Source organism: Mycobacterium sp. PO1, assembly GCF_017312405.1.
Classification (GTDB): domain Bacteria; phylum Actinomycetota; class Actinomycetes; order Mycobacteriales; family Mycobacteriaceae; genus Mycobacterium.
In genome coordinates this window covers 50,187-68,076 of record NZ_BLTG01000052.1, presented here as the reverse complement: position 1 = coordinate 68,076, position 17,890 = coordinate 50,187, and the positions used below count along the sequence as shown (strand labels likewise).

At 68.0% G+C, this 17,890-nt stretch carries 18 protein-coding genes; 8 read left to right on the top strand and 10 right to left on the bottom strand.

Features of this window, described 5'->3' with window-relative positions; genetic code table 11:
- Positions 1-6: 6 nt before the first annotated feature.
- Entirely contained in the window at positions 7-1,056 is a 1,050-nt protein-coding gene (locus J3476_RS18385) for a hypothetical protein (protein ID WP_286183313.1), read from the bottom strand.
- Between the two features lie 11 nt (positions 1,057-1,067).
- Positions 1,068-1,730, bottom strand: a complete 663-nt coding sequence (locus tag J3476_RS18380; protein WP_207067827.1) for a TIGR03086 family metal-binding protein — start codon at positions 1,728-1,730, stop codon at positions 1,068-1,070.
- 84 nt (positions 1,731-1,814) lie between these two features.
- On the opposite strand from J3476_RS18380, the gene J3476_RS18375 reads away from it, so the two are divergent.
- The 3 genes from J3476_RS18375 to yhjD are packed head-to-tail and all read left to right on the top strand — an operon-like array spanning position 1,815 to position 4,331.
- Entirely contained in the window at positions 1,815-2,201 is a 387-nt protein-coding gene (locus J3476_RS18375) for a MarR family winged helix-turn-helix transcriptional regulator (RefSeq protein WP_207067852.1), read from the top strand.
- A gap of 34 nt (positions 2,202-2,235) precedes the next feature.
- A complete protein-coding gene (trpS, locus tag J3476_RS18370; protein ID WP_207067826.1) occupies positions 2,236-3,252 on the top strand; it encodes a tryptophan--tRNA ligase in 1,017 nt (338 codons plus the stop codon).
- A gap of 38 nt (positions 3,253-3,290) precedes the next feature.
- Positions 3,291-4,331 (top strand): inner membrane protein YhjD, encoded by a 1,041-nt coding sequence (gene yhjD, locus J3476_RS18365; protein WP_207067825.1) that lies wholly within the window; start codon positions 3,291-3,293, stop codon positions 4,329-4,331.
- 3 nt (positions 4,332-4,334) lie between these two features.
- On the opposite strand, the gene J3476_RS18360 is transcribed toward yhjD, so the two are convergent.
- Positions 4,335-5,546, bottom strand: coding sequence for a D-alanyl-D-alanine carboxypeptidase family protein (locus tag J3476_RS18360; protein ID WP_207067824.1), 1,212 nt, complete (start codon positions 5,544-5,546; stop codon positions 4,335-4,337).
- A 219-nt stretch (positions 5,547-5,765) separates the two neighbouring features.
- On the opposite strand from J3476_RS18360, the gene J3476_RS18355 reads away from it, so the two are divergent.
- Both J3476_RS18355 and J3476_RS18350 read left to right on the top strand, forming a co-directional pair.
- Positions 5,766-6,932 carry a metallophosphoesterase gene (locus J3476_RS18355; RefSeq protein WP_207067823.1) on the top strand — a complete coding sequence of 389 codons (1,167 nt, stop codon included), beginning with the start codon at positions 5,766-5,768 and terminating at the stop codon, positions 6,930-6,932.
- Between the two features lie 123 nt (positions 6,933-7,055).
- A complete protein-coding gene (locus J3476_RS18350) occupies positions 7,056-7,217 on the top strand; it encodes a hypothetical protein (RefSeq protein WP_207067822.1) in 162 nt (53 codons plus the stop codon).
- Between the two features lie 116 nt (positions 7,218-7,333).
- Here J3476_RS18350 and J3476_RS18345 read toward each other — a convergent pair whose 3' ends face one another.
- Positions 7,334-7,636 (bottom strand): hypothetical protein, encoded by a 303-nt coding sequence (locus J3476_RS18345; RefSeq protein WP_207066579.1) that lies wholly within the window; start codon positions 7,634-7,636, stop codon positions 7,334-7,336.
- Between the two features lie 231 nt (positions 7,637-7,867).
- Between J3476_RS18345 and J3476_RS18340 the strand changes: the two genes are divergently transcribed.
- Positions 7,868-8,692, top strand: coding sequence for an alpha/beta fold hydrolase (locus J3476_RS18340; RefSeq protein WP_207067821.1), 825 nt, complete (start codon positions 7,868-7,870; stop codon positions 8,690-8,692).
- Between the two features lie 69 nt (positions 8,693-8,761).
- Here the strand turns inward: J3476_RS18340 and J3476_RS18335 are convergent, their stop codons facing one another.
- From J3476_RS18335 to J3476_RS18325, 3 genes are all read right to left on the bottom strand, one after another.
- Positions 8,762-9,787 (bottom strand): SMP-30/gluconolactonase/LRE family protein, encoded by a 1,026-nt coding sequence (locus J3476_RS18335; RefSeq protein ID WP_207067820.1) that lies wholly within the window; start codon positions 9,785-9,787, stop codon positions 8,762-8,764.
- A gap of 81 nt (positions 9,788-9,868) precedes the next feature.
- Positions 9,869-11,254: an aspartate aminotransferase family protein gene (locus J3476_RS18330; RefSeq protein ID WP_207067819.1), complete on the bottom strand. Its 1,386-nt coding sequence runs from the start codon at positions 11,252-11,254 to the stop codon at positions 9,869-9,871.
- Positions 11,251-11,772, bottom strand: coding sequence for an Lrp/AsnC family transcriptional regulator (locus tag J3476_RS18325; RefSeq protein WP_152516030.1), 522 nt, complete (start codon positions 11,770-11,772; stop codon positions 11,251-11,253). Before J3476_RS18325 ends, J3476_RS18330 begins: the two co-directional genes overlap by 4 nt.
- Positions 11,773-11,906: 134 nt before the next feature.
- Here J3476_RS18325 and J3476_RS18320 point away from each other — a divergent pair, with 134 nt between their 5' ends.
- The gene (locus J3476_RS18320; RefSeq protein ID WP_207067818.1) at positions 11,907-13,400 is read left to right on the top strand and encodes a gamma-aminobutyraldehyde dehydrogenase; all 1,494 of its coding nucleotides are present in this window, start codon (positions 11,907-11,909) and stop codon (positions 13,398-13,400) included.
- A gap of 78 nt (positions 13,401-13,478) precedes the next feature.
- Here the strand turns inward: J3476_RS18320 and J3476_RS18315 are convergent, their stop codons facing one another.
- Complete coding sequence (locus J3476_RS18315) at positions 13,479-14,336, bottom strand: universal stress protein (RefSeq protein WP_207067817.1); 858 nt, start codon at positions 14,334-14,336, stop codon at positions 13,479-13,481.
- Between the two features lie 16 nt (positions 14,337-14,352).
- Positions 14,353-15,867, bottom strand: coding sequence for an APC family permease (locus J3476_RS18310; protein ID WP_207067816.1), 1,515 nt, complete (start codon positions 15,865-15,867; stop codon positions 14,353-14,355).
- A gap of 123 nt (positions 15,868-15,990) precedes the next feature.
- On the opposite strand from J3476_RS18310, the gene J3476_RS18305 reads away from it, so the two are divergent.
- On the top strand, positions 15,991-16,908 hold the full coding sequence (locus J3476_RS18305; RefSeq protein ID WP_207067815.1) for a sigma-70 family RNA polymerase sigma factor: 918 nt from the start codon (positions 15,991-15,993) through the stop codon (positions 16,906-16,908).
- Here the strand turns inward: J3476_RS18305 and J3476_RS18300 are convergent.
- A complete protein-coding gene (locus J3476_RS18300) occupies positions 16,892-17,872 on the bottom strand; it encodes an LLM class flavin-dependent oxidoreductase (protein ID WP_207067814.1) in 981 nt (326 codons plus the stop codon). The two genes, J3476_RS18305 and J3476_RS18300, sit on opposite strands and share 17 nt — an antisense overlap.
- Positions 17,873-17,890 lie beyond the last annotated feature (18 nt).

Genomic DNA, 17,890 nt, shown 5'->3' with positions numbered 1-17,890 from the left:
GGACACTCAGGCCGCCGGGCAGCCCTCCCGGTTGGGGCCGTCCAGGGCCGCGGGGGCGTTCTCGATGGCGGCGTGCACCGCGTCGAGGACCGCCGGATCCCACGTCAACGCGGTCTGCCAATCCAGGTCGGCCAGGTTGGACACATAGATGCTGTGCGTGTCGTCGAACACATGGCAACGCCGGTGCGGCAGCACGGGATCGCCGATATCGGCGGCCAGCGCGCTCTGCAACGCCACCAGGCCGTCGTTGGGCCAGACCGCCGAGTTCACCGGACCCTGCTTGGTGAACTTCTTGCCGCCGATCAGCACCACGGGGATCTGGTCGAGGACCCCTGACTGGAATTCGTTCCAGCCGTTCTCGCCCATCAGGTACGCCTGATTGACTTCTCGGCCCGAACCGGCCATCAACCGCTGCACCTCGGTCTTCATGTCCTTCATCGCGCTCTCGCAGAATTCGTCACCGAGGCAGTCGGACAGCGGAAGCAGACCGTTCGCGTAGTCGGACAGATAGGAACCCTGCCACGGTGTCCCGAGGGTGGTCAGCGAGCGGACGCGCACCGGAGAATCCGTCGACACGAGCACCCGGATCGCGGCGCGGGAGTACAGACCGCCCATCGAGTGGCCGACCAGGTCGACCTCGTTGACGCCTTTCTCGGTGTGCAACCACGTCAGGAAGCGCGCCAGGTGCTCGCCGGCGGTGTCGATGCTGCCGGTGGAATTGACCGTCATGTTCTCCGGCAGCGTGACCGGGCAGACCCCGAACGCGCCGAAGCCGGTCTGGTCGACCACCTGTCCGCGTCCGGCCATCGCCGGCGACGTGTACACCGTCAGCCCCTTGTCGAGCAGGTACTCCCGCAGTGCGGTGTCGGTGTTGCCGGCCGCGAGCCCGGTGGCACACGCCTGGTCCGGGGTGGTGAACGGGCTCGTCGCGTCGCCTCCTGAGACGATGACCGCCGCGCTCGTCGAGTCGCGGGACGCGGATCCACCGTCGCTCTGGCATCCGGCCAGTGCCGCCGTCATCACCGCGGTCACACCCAAAGCCAGCAATCGTCGCACGAAGCGGAATGCTAGCCCTGCCGGCGGTGACCCGTACCGGAGTTGACCGCAGACGTCGCGGCAACCCCGTCAGCGTCACGGCCCAGATGGCGCAGGAGTTGGGCGAAGTCGTCACCGACGTCGGCGTCGGTCGCGGTTGGCTGGACCGAGCGCGCGAACGGGAAGGCGTCGTCGTCGCGAATCTCGCCGTCGGGCACCGCCATTGCGATGGGCAGCGCAGCGGCGATGACATCGGCGGGCAAGCGGTACGGCCGTCCGAGCGTGGTGGCGACGTCCCATCCGTGCACCACGTAATCGACGAAGTGGAAGCCCAGTGCCATCGCGCCGGGCACGGTGATCTCGGGTCCGAGTTCAGGCAGAGCGAACAGCGCGTCTTCGACGCCGTCGGTGGCGAACGCCCGGAGCGCGTCGTCGGCGGCCGAAGCGTAGGTGCCGGCCGGATCGGCAGTCACGGCGCCCGCGTAGGACTCGGCGTTCCACACCGCGTGCTCGCGACCGCCCCCGCGCGCCGCCGCGGCGAATCCATGATGCTGGGCGGTCATGTGGGTCAGCAGGTCCGCAAGCGTCCACCCGGCGCACGGCGTGAGCAGCGTCAGCATGTCGGGCCGCACGTGTCGGACCACCGCGACGGAGGACTCGATGGCGGTCCGGTGCTGAGCGTTGAACGTGTACATGAGCGGATAATAGGCATCCGCACATCATTGTGCAATGCTTATGCTGTCGCGGTGGCCTCCGGAACGCGCCCCGATCTCGCGGCGATGCTCACGCCGCTGCTGCGCGAACTGGTTGCCGCAGAGAAGCCGGCTCTCGCCCGAAACGACCTGACCATGTGGGGTTATGTCGTGCTGTGTGCGTTGGATCGAGGGACAGTACGGACACAGGCCGCGCTCGCGCAGGCGGTGAACGCCGACAAGACCCGGATCATCGGCACTCTCGACGAACTGCAGGACCGGAACTTGATCGAACGACGTCCCGACCCTGAAGACCGACGGGTTCGGCTACTGGCGATCACCGATGCGGGTCGTGCGGTCAAAGAAGCGGCGCAGGCGGAGATCCAATCGGGCGAAGAACGATGGCTGGGCCTGTTGACCGCCGAGGAACGCTCGGTGTTCCTGCGCGCGCTCCAGCGGATGACCCACGCGTGACCTCGCGCCCAGCAATGGGAAAATGGTCAGCACCATGAGCACCACAACCAAGCCGGTCGTCTTCTCCGGCGCGCAGCCGACCTCGGATTCCCTGCATCTGGGCAACGCCCTGGGCGCGGTGGCCCAGTGGGTGGGTCTGCAGGACGGCCATGACGCCTACTTCTGCGTCGTCGACCTGCACGCGATCACCGTCGCGCAGGAACCCGAGACTCTTCGCAAACGCACCCTGGTCACCGCCGCGCAGTACCTGGCCCTGGGTATCGACCCGCAGCGGGCCACCGTGTTCGTCCAGAGCCACGTCCCAGCCCATGCTGAATTGGCCTGGGTGCTGGGGTGTTTCACAGGTTTCGGACAGGCCTCGCGGATGACGCAGTTCAAGGACAAGTCGCAGAAGCAGGGTGCTGATGCCACCACGGTCGGCCTGTTCACCTATCCGGTGTTGATGGCTGCCGACGTGTTGCTCTACGACACCGACCTGGTGCCCGTCGGTGAGGACCAGCGCCAGCACCTGGAACTGGCACGCGATCTGGCGCAACGGATGAACGCCCGATTCCCGGACACGTTCGTGGTGCCCGAACCGATGATCCCCAAGGCCACGGCCAAGATCTACGACCTGTCCGACCCGACCGCGAAGATGAGCAAGTCGGCGGCCACCGACGCGGGGCTGATCTCGCTGCTCGACGATCCGGCCAAGACCGCCAAGAAGATCCGGTCCGCCGTCACCGACAGTGAACGCGAGGTCCGCTTCGACCCGGAGGCCAAACCGGGGGTGTCCAACCTGCTCACCATCCAGGCCGCGGTCACCGGCGCCGACATCGACAAGCTCGTCGACGGTTATGCCGGACGAGGGTACGGAGACCTCAAGAAGGAGACCGCCGATGCGGTCGTGGAGTTCGTCACGCCGATCAAGAACCGGGTCGACGAGCTCCTTGCCGACCCCGCAGAACTGGAGAGTGTGCTGGCCACCGGTGCGCAGCGCGCACGTGAAGTGTCTGGACAGACGTTGCGGCGGGTATATGACCGCCTAGGGTTCTTGCCAGCGAAACCATAAGCCGTCGCTGGGCGACGACGACAGATCCAGGGGGTCGGATGACCGGGCCGTCCGCGACCGAGGCCGACGAGAAGCCCGGTTTCCTCGACCGGATGCGTGCCCGCATGCCGTGGTTCGACCACGTCATGCGGGCCCAGGAGCGTTACGCCTCCAGCAAAGGTGACTTCTACGCAGCGGGCATCACCTATTTCACGATCTTCGCGCTGTTCCCGCTGCTGATGGTCGGGTTCGCGGTCGGAGGCTTCGTGCTCGCCAGCCGGCCCGAGCTGATCGTCGAGATCGAGGAGCAGATCCGCGCGAACGTCTCCGGGGACCTCGGTCAACAACTCATCGAGCTGATGGAGTCCGCGATCGAATCACGCGCCACCGTGGGCATCATCGGTCTGGCCACCGCGGCCTGGGCCGGGCTGGGCTGGATGAACAATCTGCGCGAGGCGCTCAGCCAGATGTGGGGGCTCTACCGTGACGAACTGCCCGGGTTCGTCAAGAAGAAGCTGTCGGACCTGCTCGCCCTGGTGTCGCTGTTCCTGGCCAGTGTGTTGACGCTGGCACTGACGGCGCTGGGCAACACGACCGTGATCCAGGACATCCTGATGTGGTTCGGGTTCCCCGACTCCACCGCCCTGAGCGTGCTCCTGCGTGTGGCGTCCATCGCGATCTCGATCCTGGTGTCGTGGCTGCTGTTCACCTACGTCATCGCCCGGCTGCCGCGCGAGTCGGTCAGCCTGCGCAGCAGCATGCGCGCCGGGCTGATCGCCGCGGTCGGGTTCGAGATCTTCAAGCTGGTCGCCTCGATCTACCTGAAATCGGTGCTGACCGGCCCGGCGGGCGCGACGTTCGGTCCGGTGCTGGGCCTGATGGTGTTCGCCTACATCACCGCGCGGCTGGTGCTCTTCTCCACGGCATGGGCGGCGACGCTGCCGGAGAACATGGGGGAGGAGCCCGTCCCGGCCCCCGGGCCGGCGGTCATCAACAACCGCATCATCCACCGTCCCGGCCTTCGTCCCTGGCAGGCCGCTGCGGCGGTCGCCGCGGGAGCGGCTGGCGCGCTGAGTCTTTCGCGGTGGCGGCAGCGGTAGTCGTCAGTGCTGCGGGCGCCGGTTGAGCGCTCGTGCGCCCATGATGAGGCTGAACACGATCACACTGCCGATCACGCCCACGCCGACCCGCACCGGCATCGCGTCAGCGTCGGGCAACACGGCGTCGGCCATGGTGGTCGTCGTCGCGGACTCGGGGCCCGGTTCCGGCGCGACGAGCGCCGGATCGGGTTCGATCAAGGTCCCCACCTTGGTGCCGGGCGCGGTGGCGAATCCGTAGTCGAGCAGCCGTACCGCTTGCTCCCACGGCGCGATCGGCTGGCGGGTTCCGCGCAGCAACACCGCGATCAGCCGGCGGCCGTCGCGTTCGGCCGCGCCGACGTACGTCTGGCCCGCATCGTCGGTGAAGCCGGTCTTGCCGCCCAGCGCCCCGGGATAGTTGGCGAGCAGCCTGTTGTCGTTCTCGATCGGGTAGCTCGACCCGTCCCGGCCGGGGAAGGTGAAGTCGCGGGTGGCCACGATGTCCGCGAACACCGGGTTCTTCCAGGCGTATCGGTAGAACAGGCCCAGGTCGTACACCGAGGTGCTCATGCCGGGTCCGTCGAGTCCGGACGGGGTGGCGATCCGGGTGTCTCGGGCGCCCAGTTGCCCGGCGAGCACGTTGAGCTTGTTCAGCGTGGTCTGCATGCCGCCCATCTGCATGGCCAGCGCGTGCGCCGCGTCGTTGCCGGAGTACATCAGCAGCCCGTGCAGCAGGTCGTTGATGGAGTAGAAGCCGCCCTCGCCGACCCCGACCTTGGTGCCCTCCTGGGCCGCGTCGTCGGCGGTGCCCGGCACCACTTTGTGCAACGGCAGATCGCGCAGCGCCTGCGCGGCGGTGGCGACCTTGATGACGCTGGCGGGCCGGTGCCGGCCATGCGGGTCGCGGGCGGCGATGACGTCGCCGGTGTCGAGGTCGGCGACCAGCCAGGCTTCCGCCGAGACCTCCTCGGGTACCGGCGGGGTGCCCGGGGCGGTGATGATGCCGCAGCCGGACAGCGCGTCGCCGCCCATCGGTTTGGCGGGCACGGGCAGCGGAGCCGGCGGATCACCGAACTCGGGTACCTCCGACAGGTCGACAGCCGGCGGTGTCGTTTCGCGGTAGGGGCAGATGTTGGGGTCGACGGCGGGGTCGGCCGCCGCGCCCGGGGCCATCACCAGCATCCCGGCCATGACCAGCGCCGACGCGCGCACGCAGAACTTCCGTAGGGTCGCCATCGTGAGCGCAGATTAAGCGATGCGGGCCGTCGGATCGGTGCGCCACGCGGTGACTGTTGTGATCAGTGTTGCAATTGTGACTCGCCCTCTCCGTTCAGACTGCGACCACTGCGGGGTCCTCTCGCACTTTCCCGCCAGGAGCGCAGCCTCAACGCAGGGGCCGTGACTTTCGTCGGCCGAACTAGGGTGGTGCCAACGCCGCGTCACGCTAAGGACCCCATGTTCATCCTTGTTCTCGGCTCGATCCTCGGGCTGATGCATCTCTATGTCTGGAAGCGGACGGTCAAGGACACGACCTCGCCCGGCCGGACGAGAGTCCTGATGTCGGCGGCTCTGGTGCTGCTGCTGGCGCTGTTGATCGCCGCCCTCGTGTTGCCCCGGACACTCGGGGTGACCCACACCGGGTGGGTGGCCTGGCCGGGATACCTGTGGTTCGGCGTGGTGGTGTACCTGTTCCTGCTGCTGCTCGCGGTGGAGCCGGTGCGGCTGGTGCTGTGGCTGGCGCGTCGGCGCCGGCGCGCCGACCCACCGGCGGCGGAGCCGACCGTGGATCGCCGGGTGTTTCTGGCCCGCACCACCGCCGCAGCAGCGGGAGTCGCGGCCGTCGGGTTGGTCGGCGTCGGCGCCACCACCGCGCTGCGGCGCCCCGATCTGCTCCGCGTTCCGGTCCGCCTGCGGCGCCTCGACCCTGCGATGGACGGCTTCCGCATCGCCGTGGTGTCCGACATCCATCTGGGACCGCTGCGCGGACGGGCACACACCGAACGGATCGTGTCGATGATCAACGCGACCGAACCCGACCTGGTAGCCGTCGTCGGCGATCTGGTCGACGGGACCGTGGCCGAGCTCGGCTCCGCCGCACAACCGCTGCAGGACTTGGTCTCCCGCGAGGGGACATTCTTCGTGACAGGCAATCACGAGTACTTCGTCGAGGACACCGCCGAGTGGTTGACCGAACTCGAACGGTTCGGGATGAACATTCTGCGCAACGAGAGCACCCGGATCCGTCGCGGCAGCGGTGGTTTCGTCCTCGCCGGTGTCAACGATCCTGCCGGCGACTCGGATTCAGCCGGGCCGGACTACGAACGGGCGCTGGCCGGTGCGACCCCCGACCAACCCACGATCTTGTTGGCGCACCAACCGGTCCAGGTGCAGCAGGTGGCGCAGCGGGGCGTCGACCTCCAGCTCTCCGGTCACACCCATGGCGGTCAGATGTGGCCGTTCCACTACGCGGTCGAGCTGGCCCAGCCCGCGTTGGCCGGGTTGTCCGAGGTGGACGGGACGCAGCTGTACGTCACCCGCGGAGCAGGCTTCTGGGGACCACCCGTCCGTATCGGGGCGCCGCCGGACATCAGCGTGTTGACGTTGCGCAGCGACAGCGTTTAGCCCCTGATCCGGCCGGGCATTTCTTATCAAGTTCACGGCAAACGACGACGCAAATACTCAGGTCACCTGGGCACGCTTGTCATATCCAGCCTCAGCGGAAGGGCTCTGAACATGATGCCGACCATGACGACGAAGACCGCCGCCAACCCTGTTGTCCACCTGGAATCGCACCCGGCCTGGCGTGCGTCGCGACGGCGTGCCCGCGAGCTCGACGAGGCGATGCGCCGACATCCGTCCTACCAGTCGAGGACAGAACTGCCGCCGGTTCGACTGCACAGCGTCTAGCACCGCGACGAAAAGGGGCACCCCGGGTACTCGGGGTGCCCCTCTGTCGTCGGGCGGTCCGCTCAGCGGACTCCTGCCTGATTATCCGCTCAGCGGACTCCTGTCCGATTATCCGCTCAGCGGATGTCGACGTAGTAGACCTGGCCGGTGACGACGTCCTGGCGGTTGTCGTCGTTGTAGCCGGTGTTGGGCACGGTGCCGCGCAGGGCCGGTCCCGGTTGGACGGCGACGACGGTCGCCTGCGACAGCGGGGTGTCGGACAGGCGGTTGACGATGACGCGGTTGCCGTCGGCTTCGAGCTGGCTGATGGTCTGCTGGGCATCGGAGCCACTCGGGGCGGCGGCGGCGGGGGCGGCCAGTCCCAGGACGGCGGCGGTCAATCCGGCAGCGGCGGCGGTGGCGACAGTGATGCTCTTCATCTCGGTTCCTCTTTCTGATCTTGAGTTCTGCCCGGTGTAACCCGCAGGTCAGGCAGTTGATTTCCGCTGGCAGAAATTGACCGGTCGCTGGCAGGAATCGACTACTCCCGCGCCAAAACCGGGTGGTAGCCGGAATACTGTGATGGTCGTCAGCGTCGATGACACACGCCGGCCTCACGAGCACGATCGACGCCAGGCAGGTCCGAACCGATCGACAGCGAAGGAACCCGCATGGCCACCATCACCACGTCCGACGGCACCGAGATCTTCTACAAGGACTGGGGTTCCGGCCGGCCCATCGTCTTCAGCCACGGCTGGCCGCTGTCGTCGGACGACTGGGACAACCAGATGTTGTTCTTCGTGCAGCAGGGCTACCGGGTCATCGCCCATGACCGACGCGGTCACGGCCGCTCCACCCAGACTCCCGGCGGTCACGACCTCGACCACTACGCCGACGATCTCGCGGCGCTCACCGAGCACCTCGACCTGCGCGGCGCCATCCACGTCGGTCACTCCACCGGCGGCGGCGAGGTCGTCCGTTATCTCGCGCGCCACGGACAGAGCCGGGTCGCCAAAGCCGCCCTCATCAGCGCGGTGCCGCCGTTGATGGTGCGCACCGAGGCCAACCCCGACGGGTTGCCGAAGGACGTCTTCGACGATCTGCAGTCGCAACTGGCCGCCAACCGGTCGGTGTTCTACCGCTCGCTGGCCGCCGGACCGTTCTACGGGTTCAACCGACCCGACACCGAGCCGTCGGAGGCGATCATCGAAAACTGGTGGCGCCAAGGAATGATGGGAGACGCGTTGTCCCACTACGATGGCATCGTGGCGTTCTCCCAGACCGATTTCACCGAGGATCTGACGAAGATCACCGTGCCCGTCCTGGTGATGCACAGTGTCGACGACCAGATCGTCCCCTACGTGGCGTCGGGTCCGAAATCGGCTGAGCTGCTTCAGAACGCGACGCTGAAGACCTATCAAGGCTTTCCGCATGGCATGCCGACCACCCACGCGGACACCATCAACGCCGACCTCCTCGACTTCATCAAGGAGTGACTGACCCCCCCGCGTTCAGAATGCGCTCACGGTGCTGCTCTCTCGCACTTTCCCGCCACAGCCGCAGTCTCAACGCCGGGGGAGTCGGGTCTGCTCGAGGTCGACCCAGCCGAGGTATCCCGCGCCGATGCTGCCCAGCCAGAGCCGCCCGTGGGCCTCGACGGCTGCGGTGACCATGCTGAAGTCCGGATGGGTGGTGCGCAGACCCGCAACCGGTTCGCCGCTGTCGGGGTCGAACGCCACCGCCCACACCACCGACGCCGGTTTCGGCTGCAGGCGTGGTGGTAGTCGCCACACCATCTTGCGCAACATCGGTGGCCCTGCCGCCAGGCGATCGGCCACCGGGTTGGCCGGGGTGACCATGGCGCACCAGATCCGGCCGTCGGCCCCGGTCGACAGGTTGTCGGGCATTGCGGGCAGGTTGACCGCCAGCGGTGTCAGCTGACCGGCCTGCGGGCCGGTCAGCCAGTACTTGGACAGGCGCCGGCCCTGTGTCTCGGCGATCACCAGCGCCGAGCCGTCCGCGGTCAGCGTCACCCCGTTGGCGAAGTACAGACCGTCGACGACGGTGGTGACGGTGCCGTCCGGGTCGAGGCGGTGCAGCGCCCCGCGCCCGCGCGCCTCCAGGATGGCCCCGACATAGTCGGCGACCGTGAACGCGCTCGTCGACTCGGTGAAATAGACGGTGCCGTCCGCGGTTTCGACCACATTGGAGCAGAACTGCAAGATCCCGCCACCGACCTGCGTGACGAGGGTCGTGACATCGCCGGTGGCGGTGTCGACGGAGAGCAGCCCCTTCGGGCTGTCGCATACCAGCAGCCGTCCGTCCGCACGGAAACCCAGGCCGAGCGGACGCCCGCCGGTGTTTGCGACGACCTCGGCGGCGCTGCCGTCGGGTCGCAACCGCACGATGCCGCCGTCGTGGGCACCGGTCCACAACTGCCCGTCACTGCCGACGCGGACATCCTCGGGCTCGCCGCCGGGCACCGGTACCAGGTTGATCACCGGAGCGGGGACCTCGGGTAGCGCGTCCACGGCGGGGGCCTGCCACCGCACCGGATCGACGGGTGGCTTGGACCTCGCGGGGACCTTCACACCAGAAGTCTCGCCGGAATTGCGCTCCGCGAGGGGAGTTCGCGCGAAAACGCGCTCGGAACGCAATTCCGGCGGAGACGTCTACATGCGTGCCGAGGCCTCGCTCAGTACGCCGTGCAGGATGTCGTAGATCGCGTCGAACTCCTTCTGCCCGCAGATCAGCGGCGGAGCCAACTGCACCACTGGGTCGCCGCGGTCGTCGGCGCGGCAGTACAACCCCGCCTCCCACAACGCCGGCGTCAGGAACCCGCGCAGCAGCCGCTCGCTCTCCTCGTCGTTGAAGGTCTCCTTGGTGGCCTTGTCCTTGACCAGCTCGATGCCGTAGAAGAACCCTTCACCGCGCACGTCACCGACGATCGGCAGGTCGTGCAGCTTCTCGAGCGTGGCGCGGAACGCCGGCGCCATCTGCTTGACGTGGTCGTTGATGCCTTCACGTTCGAAGATGTCGAGGTTGGCCAGGGCCACCGCCGAGGACACCGGGTGCCCGCCGAAGGTGTAGCCGTGCCCGAACGTGGTCTTGCCGTCGTTGAACGGCTCGAACAACCGGTCGCTGGCGATCATCGCCCCGATCGGGGAGTACCCCGAGGTCAGACCCTTGGCGCAGGTGATCATGTCGGGTACGTAATCGAAGTCGTCGCAGGCGAACATCGACCCGATGCGGCCGTAGGCGCAGATCACCTCGTCGGAGACCAGCAGGACGTCGTACTCGTCGCAGATCTCGCGGACCCGTTCGAAGTAGCCGGGCGGCGGCGGGAAGCAGCCGCCGGCGTTCTGCACCGGCTCCAGGAAGACGGCCGCGACGGTGTCGGGGCCCTCGAACTCGATGGCCTCGGCGATGCGGTCGGCGCAGTAGGCGCCCCATGCCTTGATGTCGGTGTCATACGGCGCGGGTGCGCGGTAGAAGTTGGTGTTCGGCACCCGGAACCCGCCGGGGGTCAGCGGCTCGAACGGCTTCTTGAAGTCGGGCAGGCCGGTGATGGCCAGCGCGCCCTGAGGGGTGCCGTGATAGGCGATGGCCCGCGAGATCACCTTGAACTTGCCGGGCTTGCCGGTCAGCTTGAAGTACTGCTTGGCCAGCTTCCAGGCTGATTCGACGGCCTCGCCGCCGCCGGTGGTGAAGAACACCCGGTTCAGGTCGCCGGGGGCGTAGTGGGCGAGACGCTCGGCGAGCTCGATCGCCGTCGGCGTGGCGTAGGACCACAGCGGGAAGAACGCCAGCTTCTCGGCCTGCTTGGCGGCGGCTTCGGCGAGCTCCTTGCGGCCGTGGCCGGCCTGGACCACGAACAGTCCGGAGAGCCCGTCGATGTACTGGCGGCCCTGGTCGTCCCAGATGTGGACACCCTCGCCGCGGGTGATGATCGGCGGGGTGATGCCGGCGCCGTGCCGGGCGAAGTGTCCCCACAGATGGCGGTTGGCCTTGGCGCCCAGATCTGTGGACACCTCGGGTGCGATATCGGTTGTTGTCATCGTGTTCCCCAATTATATTGCTGCTTAACAAGTTTGAGATAGACGAGCGTTTCTGTGGATATCACTCCCGGCAATGCGCGGATCTGGGTGTTGAGTAGGTCGAGCAGGCTGTCGTCGTCCTCGCAGACCACTTCGACGATCGCGTCGAAGGATCCTGCGGTGAGCACCACGTAGTCCACCGACTCGATGGCGGCGAGTTTCTCCGCGATCTTGGTGGTGTCGCCGGTGCAGCGGATGCCGATCATCGCCTGGCGCGCGAAGCCCAGCTGCATCGGATCGGTGACCGCCACGATCTGCATGACGCCGGCGTCGACCATGCGCTGCACGCGCTGACGCACGGCCGCCTCGGACAGGCCGACCGCCTTGCCGATGCCCGCATAGGAGCGGCGACCGTCCTGCTGCAGCTTCTCGATGATCGCCTTCGACAGCTCGTCGAGCTGGAACGCGGCCCCGGGGCGGGACTGGTTGACGCGGAAAGAGACGGGGCCGACGGCGCGCGGTATCCCCGGGTTAGCCATGCCGATGATTGTGCACGGAATCCGTCGTCGCAAGCAACCAGAACCATGAAATCACGCGTGGCGGGTATCTGACGCTGAGGTAATACGTACCCGCGGCATGGCTATCCCGCACGCTGCGCGATAGCGTTGGGTGCATGACTGTGGTTTCTTCGCAGACGGTGGCCGGCAGCTGGATCGACGGAGCGCCGGTGACCACCGGCGGCCCCGCGCACACGGTGACCAACCCGGCCACGGGCGCCCCCGTCGTCGAATTCGCCCTGGCGGGCCCCGGTGACGTCGACGCCGCGGTGGCGTCGGCCCGTCGCGCCCTGCCCGGCTGGGCCGGGGCCACCCCGGCCGAGCGCTCCGCGGTGCTGGCCAAACTCGCCAAGCTGGCCGACGAAGCCACCGACACGTTTGTCGCTGAGGAGGTCGCCCAGTGCGGCAAGCCGGTGCGGCTCGCCCGAGAGTTCGACGTGCCCGGCAGTATCGACAACATCGACTTCTTCTCCGGCGCGGCCCGGCTTCTCGAGGGCAAGGCGTCGGGGGAGTACTCCGGGGATCACACGTCGTCGATCCGCCGGGAGGCCGTCGGTGTCGTCGCGACCATCACGCCGTGGAACTACCCGCTGCAGATGGCGGTGTGGAAGGTGATCCCGGCGCTGGCCGCGGGCTGCAGCGTCATCATCAAGCCCGCCGAGATCACCCCGTTGACGACGCTGACACTGGCCCGGCTAGCCAGTGAGGCCGGCCTGCCGGACGGGGTGTTCAACGTCGTCACCGGCGGCGGCGCCGACGTCGGCACCCGGCTGGCGGGACACGCGGGCGTCGACATGGTGACGTTCACCGGCTCGACACCGGTGGGCCGCAAGGTGATGGCCGCCGCCGCGGTGCACGGGCACCGCACCCAGCTCGAACTCGGCGGCAAGGCACCGTTCGTGGTGTTCGACGACGCCGACCTCGACGCCGCGATCCAGGGTGCGGCCGCCGGTGCGCTGATCAACACCGGCCAGGACTGCACTGCGGCCACCCGCGCGATCGTCGCCGCCGACCTGTACGACGACTTCGTCGCCGGGGTGGGCGAGTTGTTCGGCAAGATCGTGGTGGGCGACCCGGAGGACCCCGACACCGACATCGGCCCGCTGATCACCGCGGCGCACCGCGCCAAGGTCGCGGGCATGGTGGAGCGGGCGCCCGGCGAGGGGGGCCGGATCGTCACCGGCGGTGTCGCACCTGACGGGCCGGGATCGTTCTACCGGCCGACGGTGATCGCCGACGTGTCCGAGCAGTCCGAGGTGTGGCGCGACGAGATCTTCGGGCCGGTGCTGACGGTGCGCCCGTTCACCGATGACGACGACGCGCTGCGCCAAGCCAACGACACGGCCTACGGGTTGGCGGCCTCGGCGTGGACGCGTGACGTGTATCGCGCGCAGCGGGCGTCACGCGAGATTCACGCCGGTTGCGTGTGGATCAACGACCACATCCCGATCATCTCGGAGATGCCGCACGGCGGGTTCGGCGCCTCCGGGTTCGGCAAGGACATGAGCCAGTACTCGCTCGAGGAGTACCTGTCGATCAAGCACGTGATGAGCGACATCACCGGCGTGGCCGACAAGGAATGGCACCGCACGGTTTTCGCGAAGCGGTAGGGATCGGTCGCGAACGTGCATTCCCGGTAGCCGCCGAGAGGTTCGCGCTACCACCTCTGCACTCTCGCGACACCAGCCTCAGGCGTGCGGCACCACGATCACCGGCACGTCCACCCCGGCGAGGATGCGGGCCGCGGTCGACCCCAGGAAGATCCGGCGCGGGGCTGCGAAGCGGGCCGACCCGACCACCAGCAGATCGCCGTCCTCCCATTTGAGCTTCTTCAGCGCCGATTCCAGCGTCATGCCGGAGGCGACCAGGGATTCGATGTCGGGACTGTCCGGCACCGCCCGCGCCGCCTCGATGAGGTTCTTCTCGGCGGCGGCGACCTGCGCGGCCCGCACCTCCTTGGCGTCGGCGGCCTCGGCGAGGTTCTCCGCGGACACCAGCGACAGCATCCGGATCTCCAGTTGCGCCGCGCTGGCCAGCGTCAGTGCGAACGGCAGCGGGTTGTCCTCTCCGGGTCGGGTGGGCACCGCGGCGGTCACGGCGTCGAACGACTCGTCGGGATCCTCGGCGTAGCCGCGCGGGGCCAGCGCCACGGGGATCGGCGAGGTGTGCAGCAGTGCCCCGGTGACCGGGCCGATGGTGTGGCGGCCGAAGAAGCCGTCGCGGGCCCCGCCGACGACGATCAGATCCGAGTCGTGCTGCTCGGCGAACTCGATCAGCTTCTGCGCGAACGACTCCCCGACGGTCACCGTCGCGGTGGCGTGGACGCCGTCGGCCGCCAATGCGGCCACCGCTTTGCCGGCCCACTGTTCACCGTGCTCGATCAGCCACTGCTGGTACTCGGCCCGGCCGGGGTGCCCGTCGGGCAGTTCCTCGCGGACGACCAGCACGACGTCGACCGTGGCGTCGAAAGTGCGGGCGAGCGCGCTGGCCAGCGCGACGCCGTCGTCGCCGGTCGGGGTGGCAAGGTAGCCGACGGTCAGATGCATTGCAGGGCCTGCCTGTTCAGAAGGTGTCGGGAACTTTGACTTCGGTGGTGGCGTTGAGCGTCTCTCCCCGGAAGAACCGCTTGGTGCCGAAGGCGAAGCACAGCAGCATCAACGGGATGCCCAGCACCAGCATGCCGACGCCGAGCACGAACACCCCGCCCAGCGAGCCGAACGCGGTGTAGCCGTAGTCGGGCTGGATCATGTCCTTGGCGCTGATGACGAACGCCACCGCCATGAAGGTGCCGCCCAGGAACGGGAAGATCCCGCGGAAGAACAGGTTTCGCGTCGACTCGAACAGCGTGCGGCGGAAGTACCACACGCAGGAGAATGCGGTGACGCCGTAGTAGAACGCCACGGCCAGGCCCAGTGAGGCGATGGAGTCGGCCAGCGCGTTCTCCGACAGGATCGTCAGCAGAAGATAGAAGAACAACGCCGACAGGCCCATCACGATGGTGCCGAAGGCGGGAGTCATGTACCGCGGGTGCACGTAGGCGAACCGCTTCGGGATGGCCTCGTAGACGGCCATCGACAGTGTTCCGCGCGCGGTCGGCAGGATGGTGGTCTGCGTCGATGACAGCGCCGACACCGACACGGTGAGCAGCAGCAGCGACGCGGCGAGACTGCCCGCGACCGGTTCGCCCAGCACGGTGAGCACGTCGTCGGTGTTCATCGCGTTGTTCAGCCCGATCCCGACGTCGCCGAACCCGGCGAACGACTGGATGGCGTAGGCCACCAGCACGTAGGTGCAGACCAGGATGACGGTGGTGATCAGCGCCGCGATGCCCGGTGTCTTGCCGGGGTCCTTGGTCTCCTCGCCGACGGCCAGGCACGCGTCCCAGCCCCAGTAGATGAACACGCACAAGATGATCGCCGCGGCGATCGACGAGAGGTCGAGCCCGCTGGGCCACAGCCACGACAGCTGCGGCGTGATCGCCTGTGCGCCTGCGGTGCCGGCAAAGACCCGGACCAGTGCGATGATGCTGACGACGATGAGCACACCGAACTGGATGGCGATCAGCACGTTCTGCATCCGTTCGCTGACCACGATGCCGCGCGCGGACAGTGCGGTCATCGCCAGGATGAAGAACGAACCGAGTGCCACCTTGGCGAAGACGTTGTCGGCCAACGCGTCCAGGCCCAGGAAATTGAACAGGTAGATCGCCGCGATCTCGGCGACGTTGGCCAGCACGATGATCGCCGACACCGCCAGTCCCCAGCCGCCGATCCAGCCGACCCAGGGGCCGAACGCCTTGACGCCCCAGGTGAAGGTGGTGCCGCAGTCGGGGGTGTCCTGGGACAACTCCTTGTAGGCGAACGCCACCAACAGCATCGGGATGAACGCCAGGACGAACATCGACGGCGCCTTCTCGCCGACCGCCAGCACGACGTAGCCCAGGGTGGCCGCCAGGCTGTAGGCGGGGGCCACCGCGGCCAGGCCGATGACGACGTTGCCGACGAGGCCGAGTGCCCCCGCTTGCAGACCCTTGCCACCGACGGCAGGCGTCACGGGAGGTTCATCGGTGATTGCCATGCGCGAAATATACGGTTCCGATGGTTGTTGTGCGCGCCGTACGCTGAAATAGTCGCGACTGCGCTGATCTGCAACGAAATCCGATGGTGCTGAGATGTCGGCAGCGAGTTTTACGCTCGTTTCATGACCGCGGGCACCGGCGCCGGTGACTTCGAGCAATTGCGGCCGCATCTGGTCGCCGTCGCCTACCGATTGACCGGTACGGTCGCCGACGCCGAAGACGTCGTGCAGGACGCCTGGCTGCGGTGGGAGGCCCACCGCGAGACGGCAATCGATGATCTGGCGGCATGGCTGACGACCGTGGTCAGCCGGCTGAGTCTGGACCGGCTGCGCTCGGCGGCGCGTCGGCGCGAGACGTACGCGGGGCAGTGGTTGCCCGAGCCGGTCGTCACGACGGTCGACGGCGACGATCCGCTCGCGGCTGTGGTGGCCGGTGAGGACGCCCGGTTCGCGGCGATGGTGGTGCTCGAGCGGCTGACGCCCGACCAGCGGGTGGCTTTCGTCCTGCACGACGGCTTCGCGATGCCGTTCTCTGAGATCGCCGAGGTGCTCGGGGCGACGCCGGGGGCTGCGCGGCAGCTCGCCTCACGGGCGCGCCGGGCCGTCGCCGGGGCCTCGAAGCCTGCCGACGAGCACGCCGAGGTGGTCGGGAAGCTACTGGCCGCGATGGCGTCCGGGGATGTGGCGGCGGTGGTCGAGCTGCTGCATCCCGAGGTCACGTTCACCGGGGATGCGAACCGCCGCGCCCCGACTGCCCCGCAGGTCATCCGGGGCAGCGACAGGGTGGCGCGGTTCCTGTTCGGGCTGGCTCGCCGCTACGGCCCACGGCTGTTCGAGGTCGCTGCCCCGTGCCTGGTCAACGGTGAGTTGGGGTTGTTCACCGCCGGTGCCGCAGCCAACGATGAGTGGCCGGCGATCGCACCGCGCATCCAGGCGATGACGGTCAGCGACGGCCGGGTGGTGGCGATCTACGACATCGCGAACCCGGACAAGTTCACCGGCTCCCCTCTCGGCCGGGACCTGGTCACCCGTCTGGGGTGAGCTGGGGGATGACGTATTCGGCGAAGCAGCGCAGGGACTCCACTGTTCGCGCCGGATCGCCGATCGCCTCGTGGTAGACCGCTATCCGGTGGGCGCCGGTCTCGAGGATGAAATCGCCGAGCTCGTCGACGACGCAGCCCACCGAGCCGATGATCGCGGATTCGGCCACCATCTCTGCCATCGCTTCCGGCCCGGCGGGGGTGCCGTCGGGTCCGAGGTGACGATTCGGCGCCTGTGGTACGTGCGGATGGTCACCGTCGCGGAAGGACTGCACCAGCGCATTGCGGAGCCGGTCCCGCGCGTCGGTCGAGTCGTCGACGATCGCGATCACGGTGTGTAGATGGTCGGGCTGGTTGACGCCGCCGGCGGCGCGGTAGCGCTGCTCCAGTGCCACCCGGGCCGCTACGGGCGTGGCGAAATAGTGTTGCAGCGCAAGTCCGTTGGTGGCCGCGCATTTGATTCCCGGTTCGCTGCCGGTGGCCAGCAGCAGCGGCGGATGCGGTCGGGTCCGTGGTGCTGGCTGGACGTCTCCGGGGGTCTGGGCCGACCACAGGTCCAGCAACCGGTCCACTGTGGCGTGCGGCTCGTCGTCCCACCGGGCCACGTCGATGTCGAGTCTCTGGTAGTCACGCAGGTAGCCGCCGCGGCCGAGGCCGAGCTCGAAGCGGCCGCCGCTGAGCTGATCGAGCAGTGCGGCGCGCTCGGCCAGATCGACGGGGTGGGCCAGCGGCGAAAGCACCACCGAGGTGCCGACCCGGATGGTGCGGGTGCGGCCGAGCAGGAAGCCGGCGGTGGTCAGCGCGCTGGGGTTGAGTCCGAAGCGGATGAAATGGTGCTCGGTGACCCAGAGTTCGTCGTAGCCGAGCTGTTCGGCGAGCTCGGCTTGGGTCAAGGTCAGATCGAAGACGTCCTCGGGGGTCGCGCCGAGGTTCGCGCTCATGTTGAGCAGGACACCGAATCGCATGGCGACTTAGGCTACCCT

Excerpts from the sequence above, each read along its gene's own strand:
- J3476_RS18380 (WP_207067827.1), bottom strand. The coding sequence starts at position 1,730 with ATGTACACGTTCAACGCTCAGCACCGGACCGCCATCGAGTCCTCCGTC.
- J3476_RS18375 (WP_207067852.1), top strand. The coding sequence starts at position 1,815 with ATGCTCACGCCGCTGCTGCGCGAACTGGTTGCCGCAGAGAAGCCGGCT.
- trpS (WP_207067826.1), top strand. The coding sequence starts at position 2,236 with ATGAGCACCACAACCAAGCCGGTCGTCTTCTCCGGCGCGCAGCCGACC.
- yhjD (WP_207067825.1), top strand. The coding sequence starts at position 3,291 with ATGACCGGGCCGTCCGCGACCGAGGCCGACGAGAAGCCCGGTTTCCTC.
- J3476_RS18360 (WP_207067824.1), bottom strand. The coding sequence starts at position 5,546 with ATGGCGACCCTACGGAAGTTCTGCGTGCGCGCGTCGGCGCTGGTCATG.
- J3476_RS18355 (WP_207067823.1), top strand. The coding sequence starts at position 5,766 with ATGTTCATCCTTGTTCTCGGCTCGATCCTCGGGCTGATGCATCTCTAT.
- J3476_RS18350 (WP_207067822.1), top strand. The coding sequence starts at position 7,056 with ATGACGACGAAGACCGCCGCCAACCCTGTTGTCCACCTGGAATCGCAC.
- J3476_RS18345 (WP_207066579.1), bottom strand. The coding sequence starts at position 7,636 with ATGAAGAGCATCACTGTCGCCACCGCCGCCGCTGCCGGATTGACCGCC.
- J3476_RS18340 (WP_207067821.1), top strand. The coding sequence starts at position 7,868 with ATGGCCACCATCACCACGTCCGACGGCACCGAGATCTTCTACAAGGAC.
- J3476_RS18330 (WP_207067819.1), bottom strand. The coding sequence starts at position 11,254 with ATGACAACAACCGATATCGCACCCGAGGTGTCCACAGATCTGGGCGCC.
- J3476_RS18325 (WP_152516030.1), bottom strand. The coding sequence starts at position 11,772 with ATGGCTAACCCGGGGATACCGCGCGCCGTCGGCCCCGTCTCTTTCCGC.
- J3476_RS18320 (WP_207067818.1), top strand. The coding sequence starts at position 11,907 with ATGACTGTGGTTTCTTCGCAGACGGTGGCCGGCAGCTGGATCGACGGA.
- J3476_RS18315 (WP_207067817.1), bottom strand. The coding sequence starts at position 14,336 with ATGCATCTGACCGTCGGCTACCTTGCCACCCCGACCGGCGACGACGGC.
- J3476_RS18310 (WP_207067816.1), bottom strand. The coding sequence starts at position 15,867 with ATGGCAATCACCGATGAACCTCCCGTGACGCCTGCCGTCGGTGGCAAG.
- J3476_RS18305 (WP_207067815.1), top strand. The coding sequence starts at position 15,991 with ATGACCGCGGGCACCGGCGCCGGTGACTTCGAGCAATTGCGGCCGCAT.
- J3476_RS18300 (WP_207067814.1), bottom strand. The coding sequence starts at position 17,872 with ATGCGATTCGGTGTCCTGCTCAACATGAGCGCGAACCTCGGCGCGACC.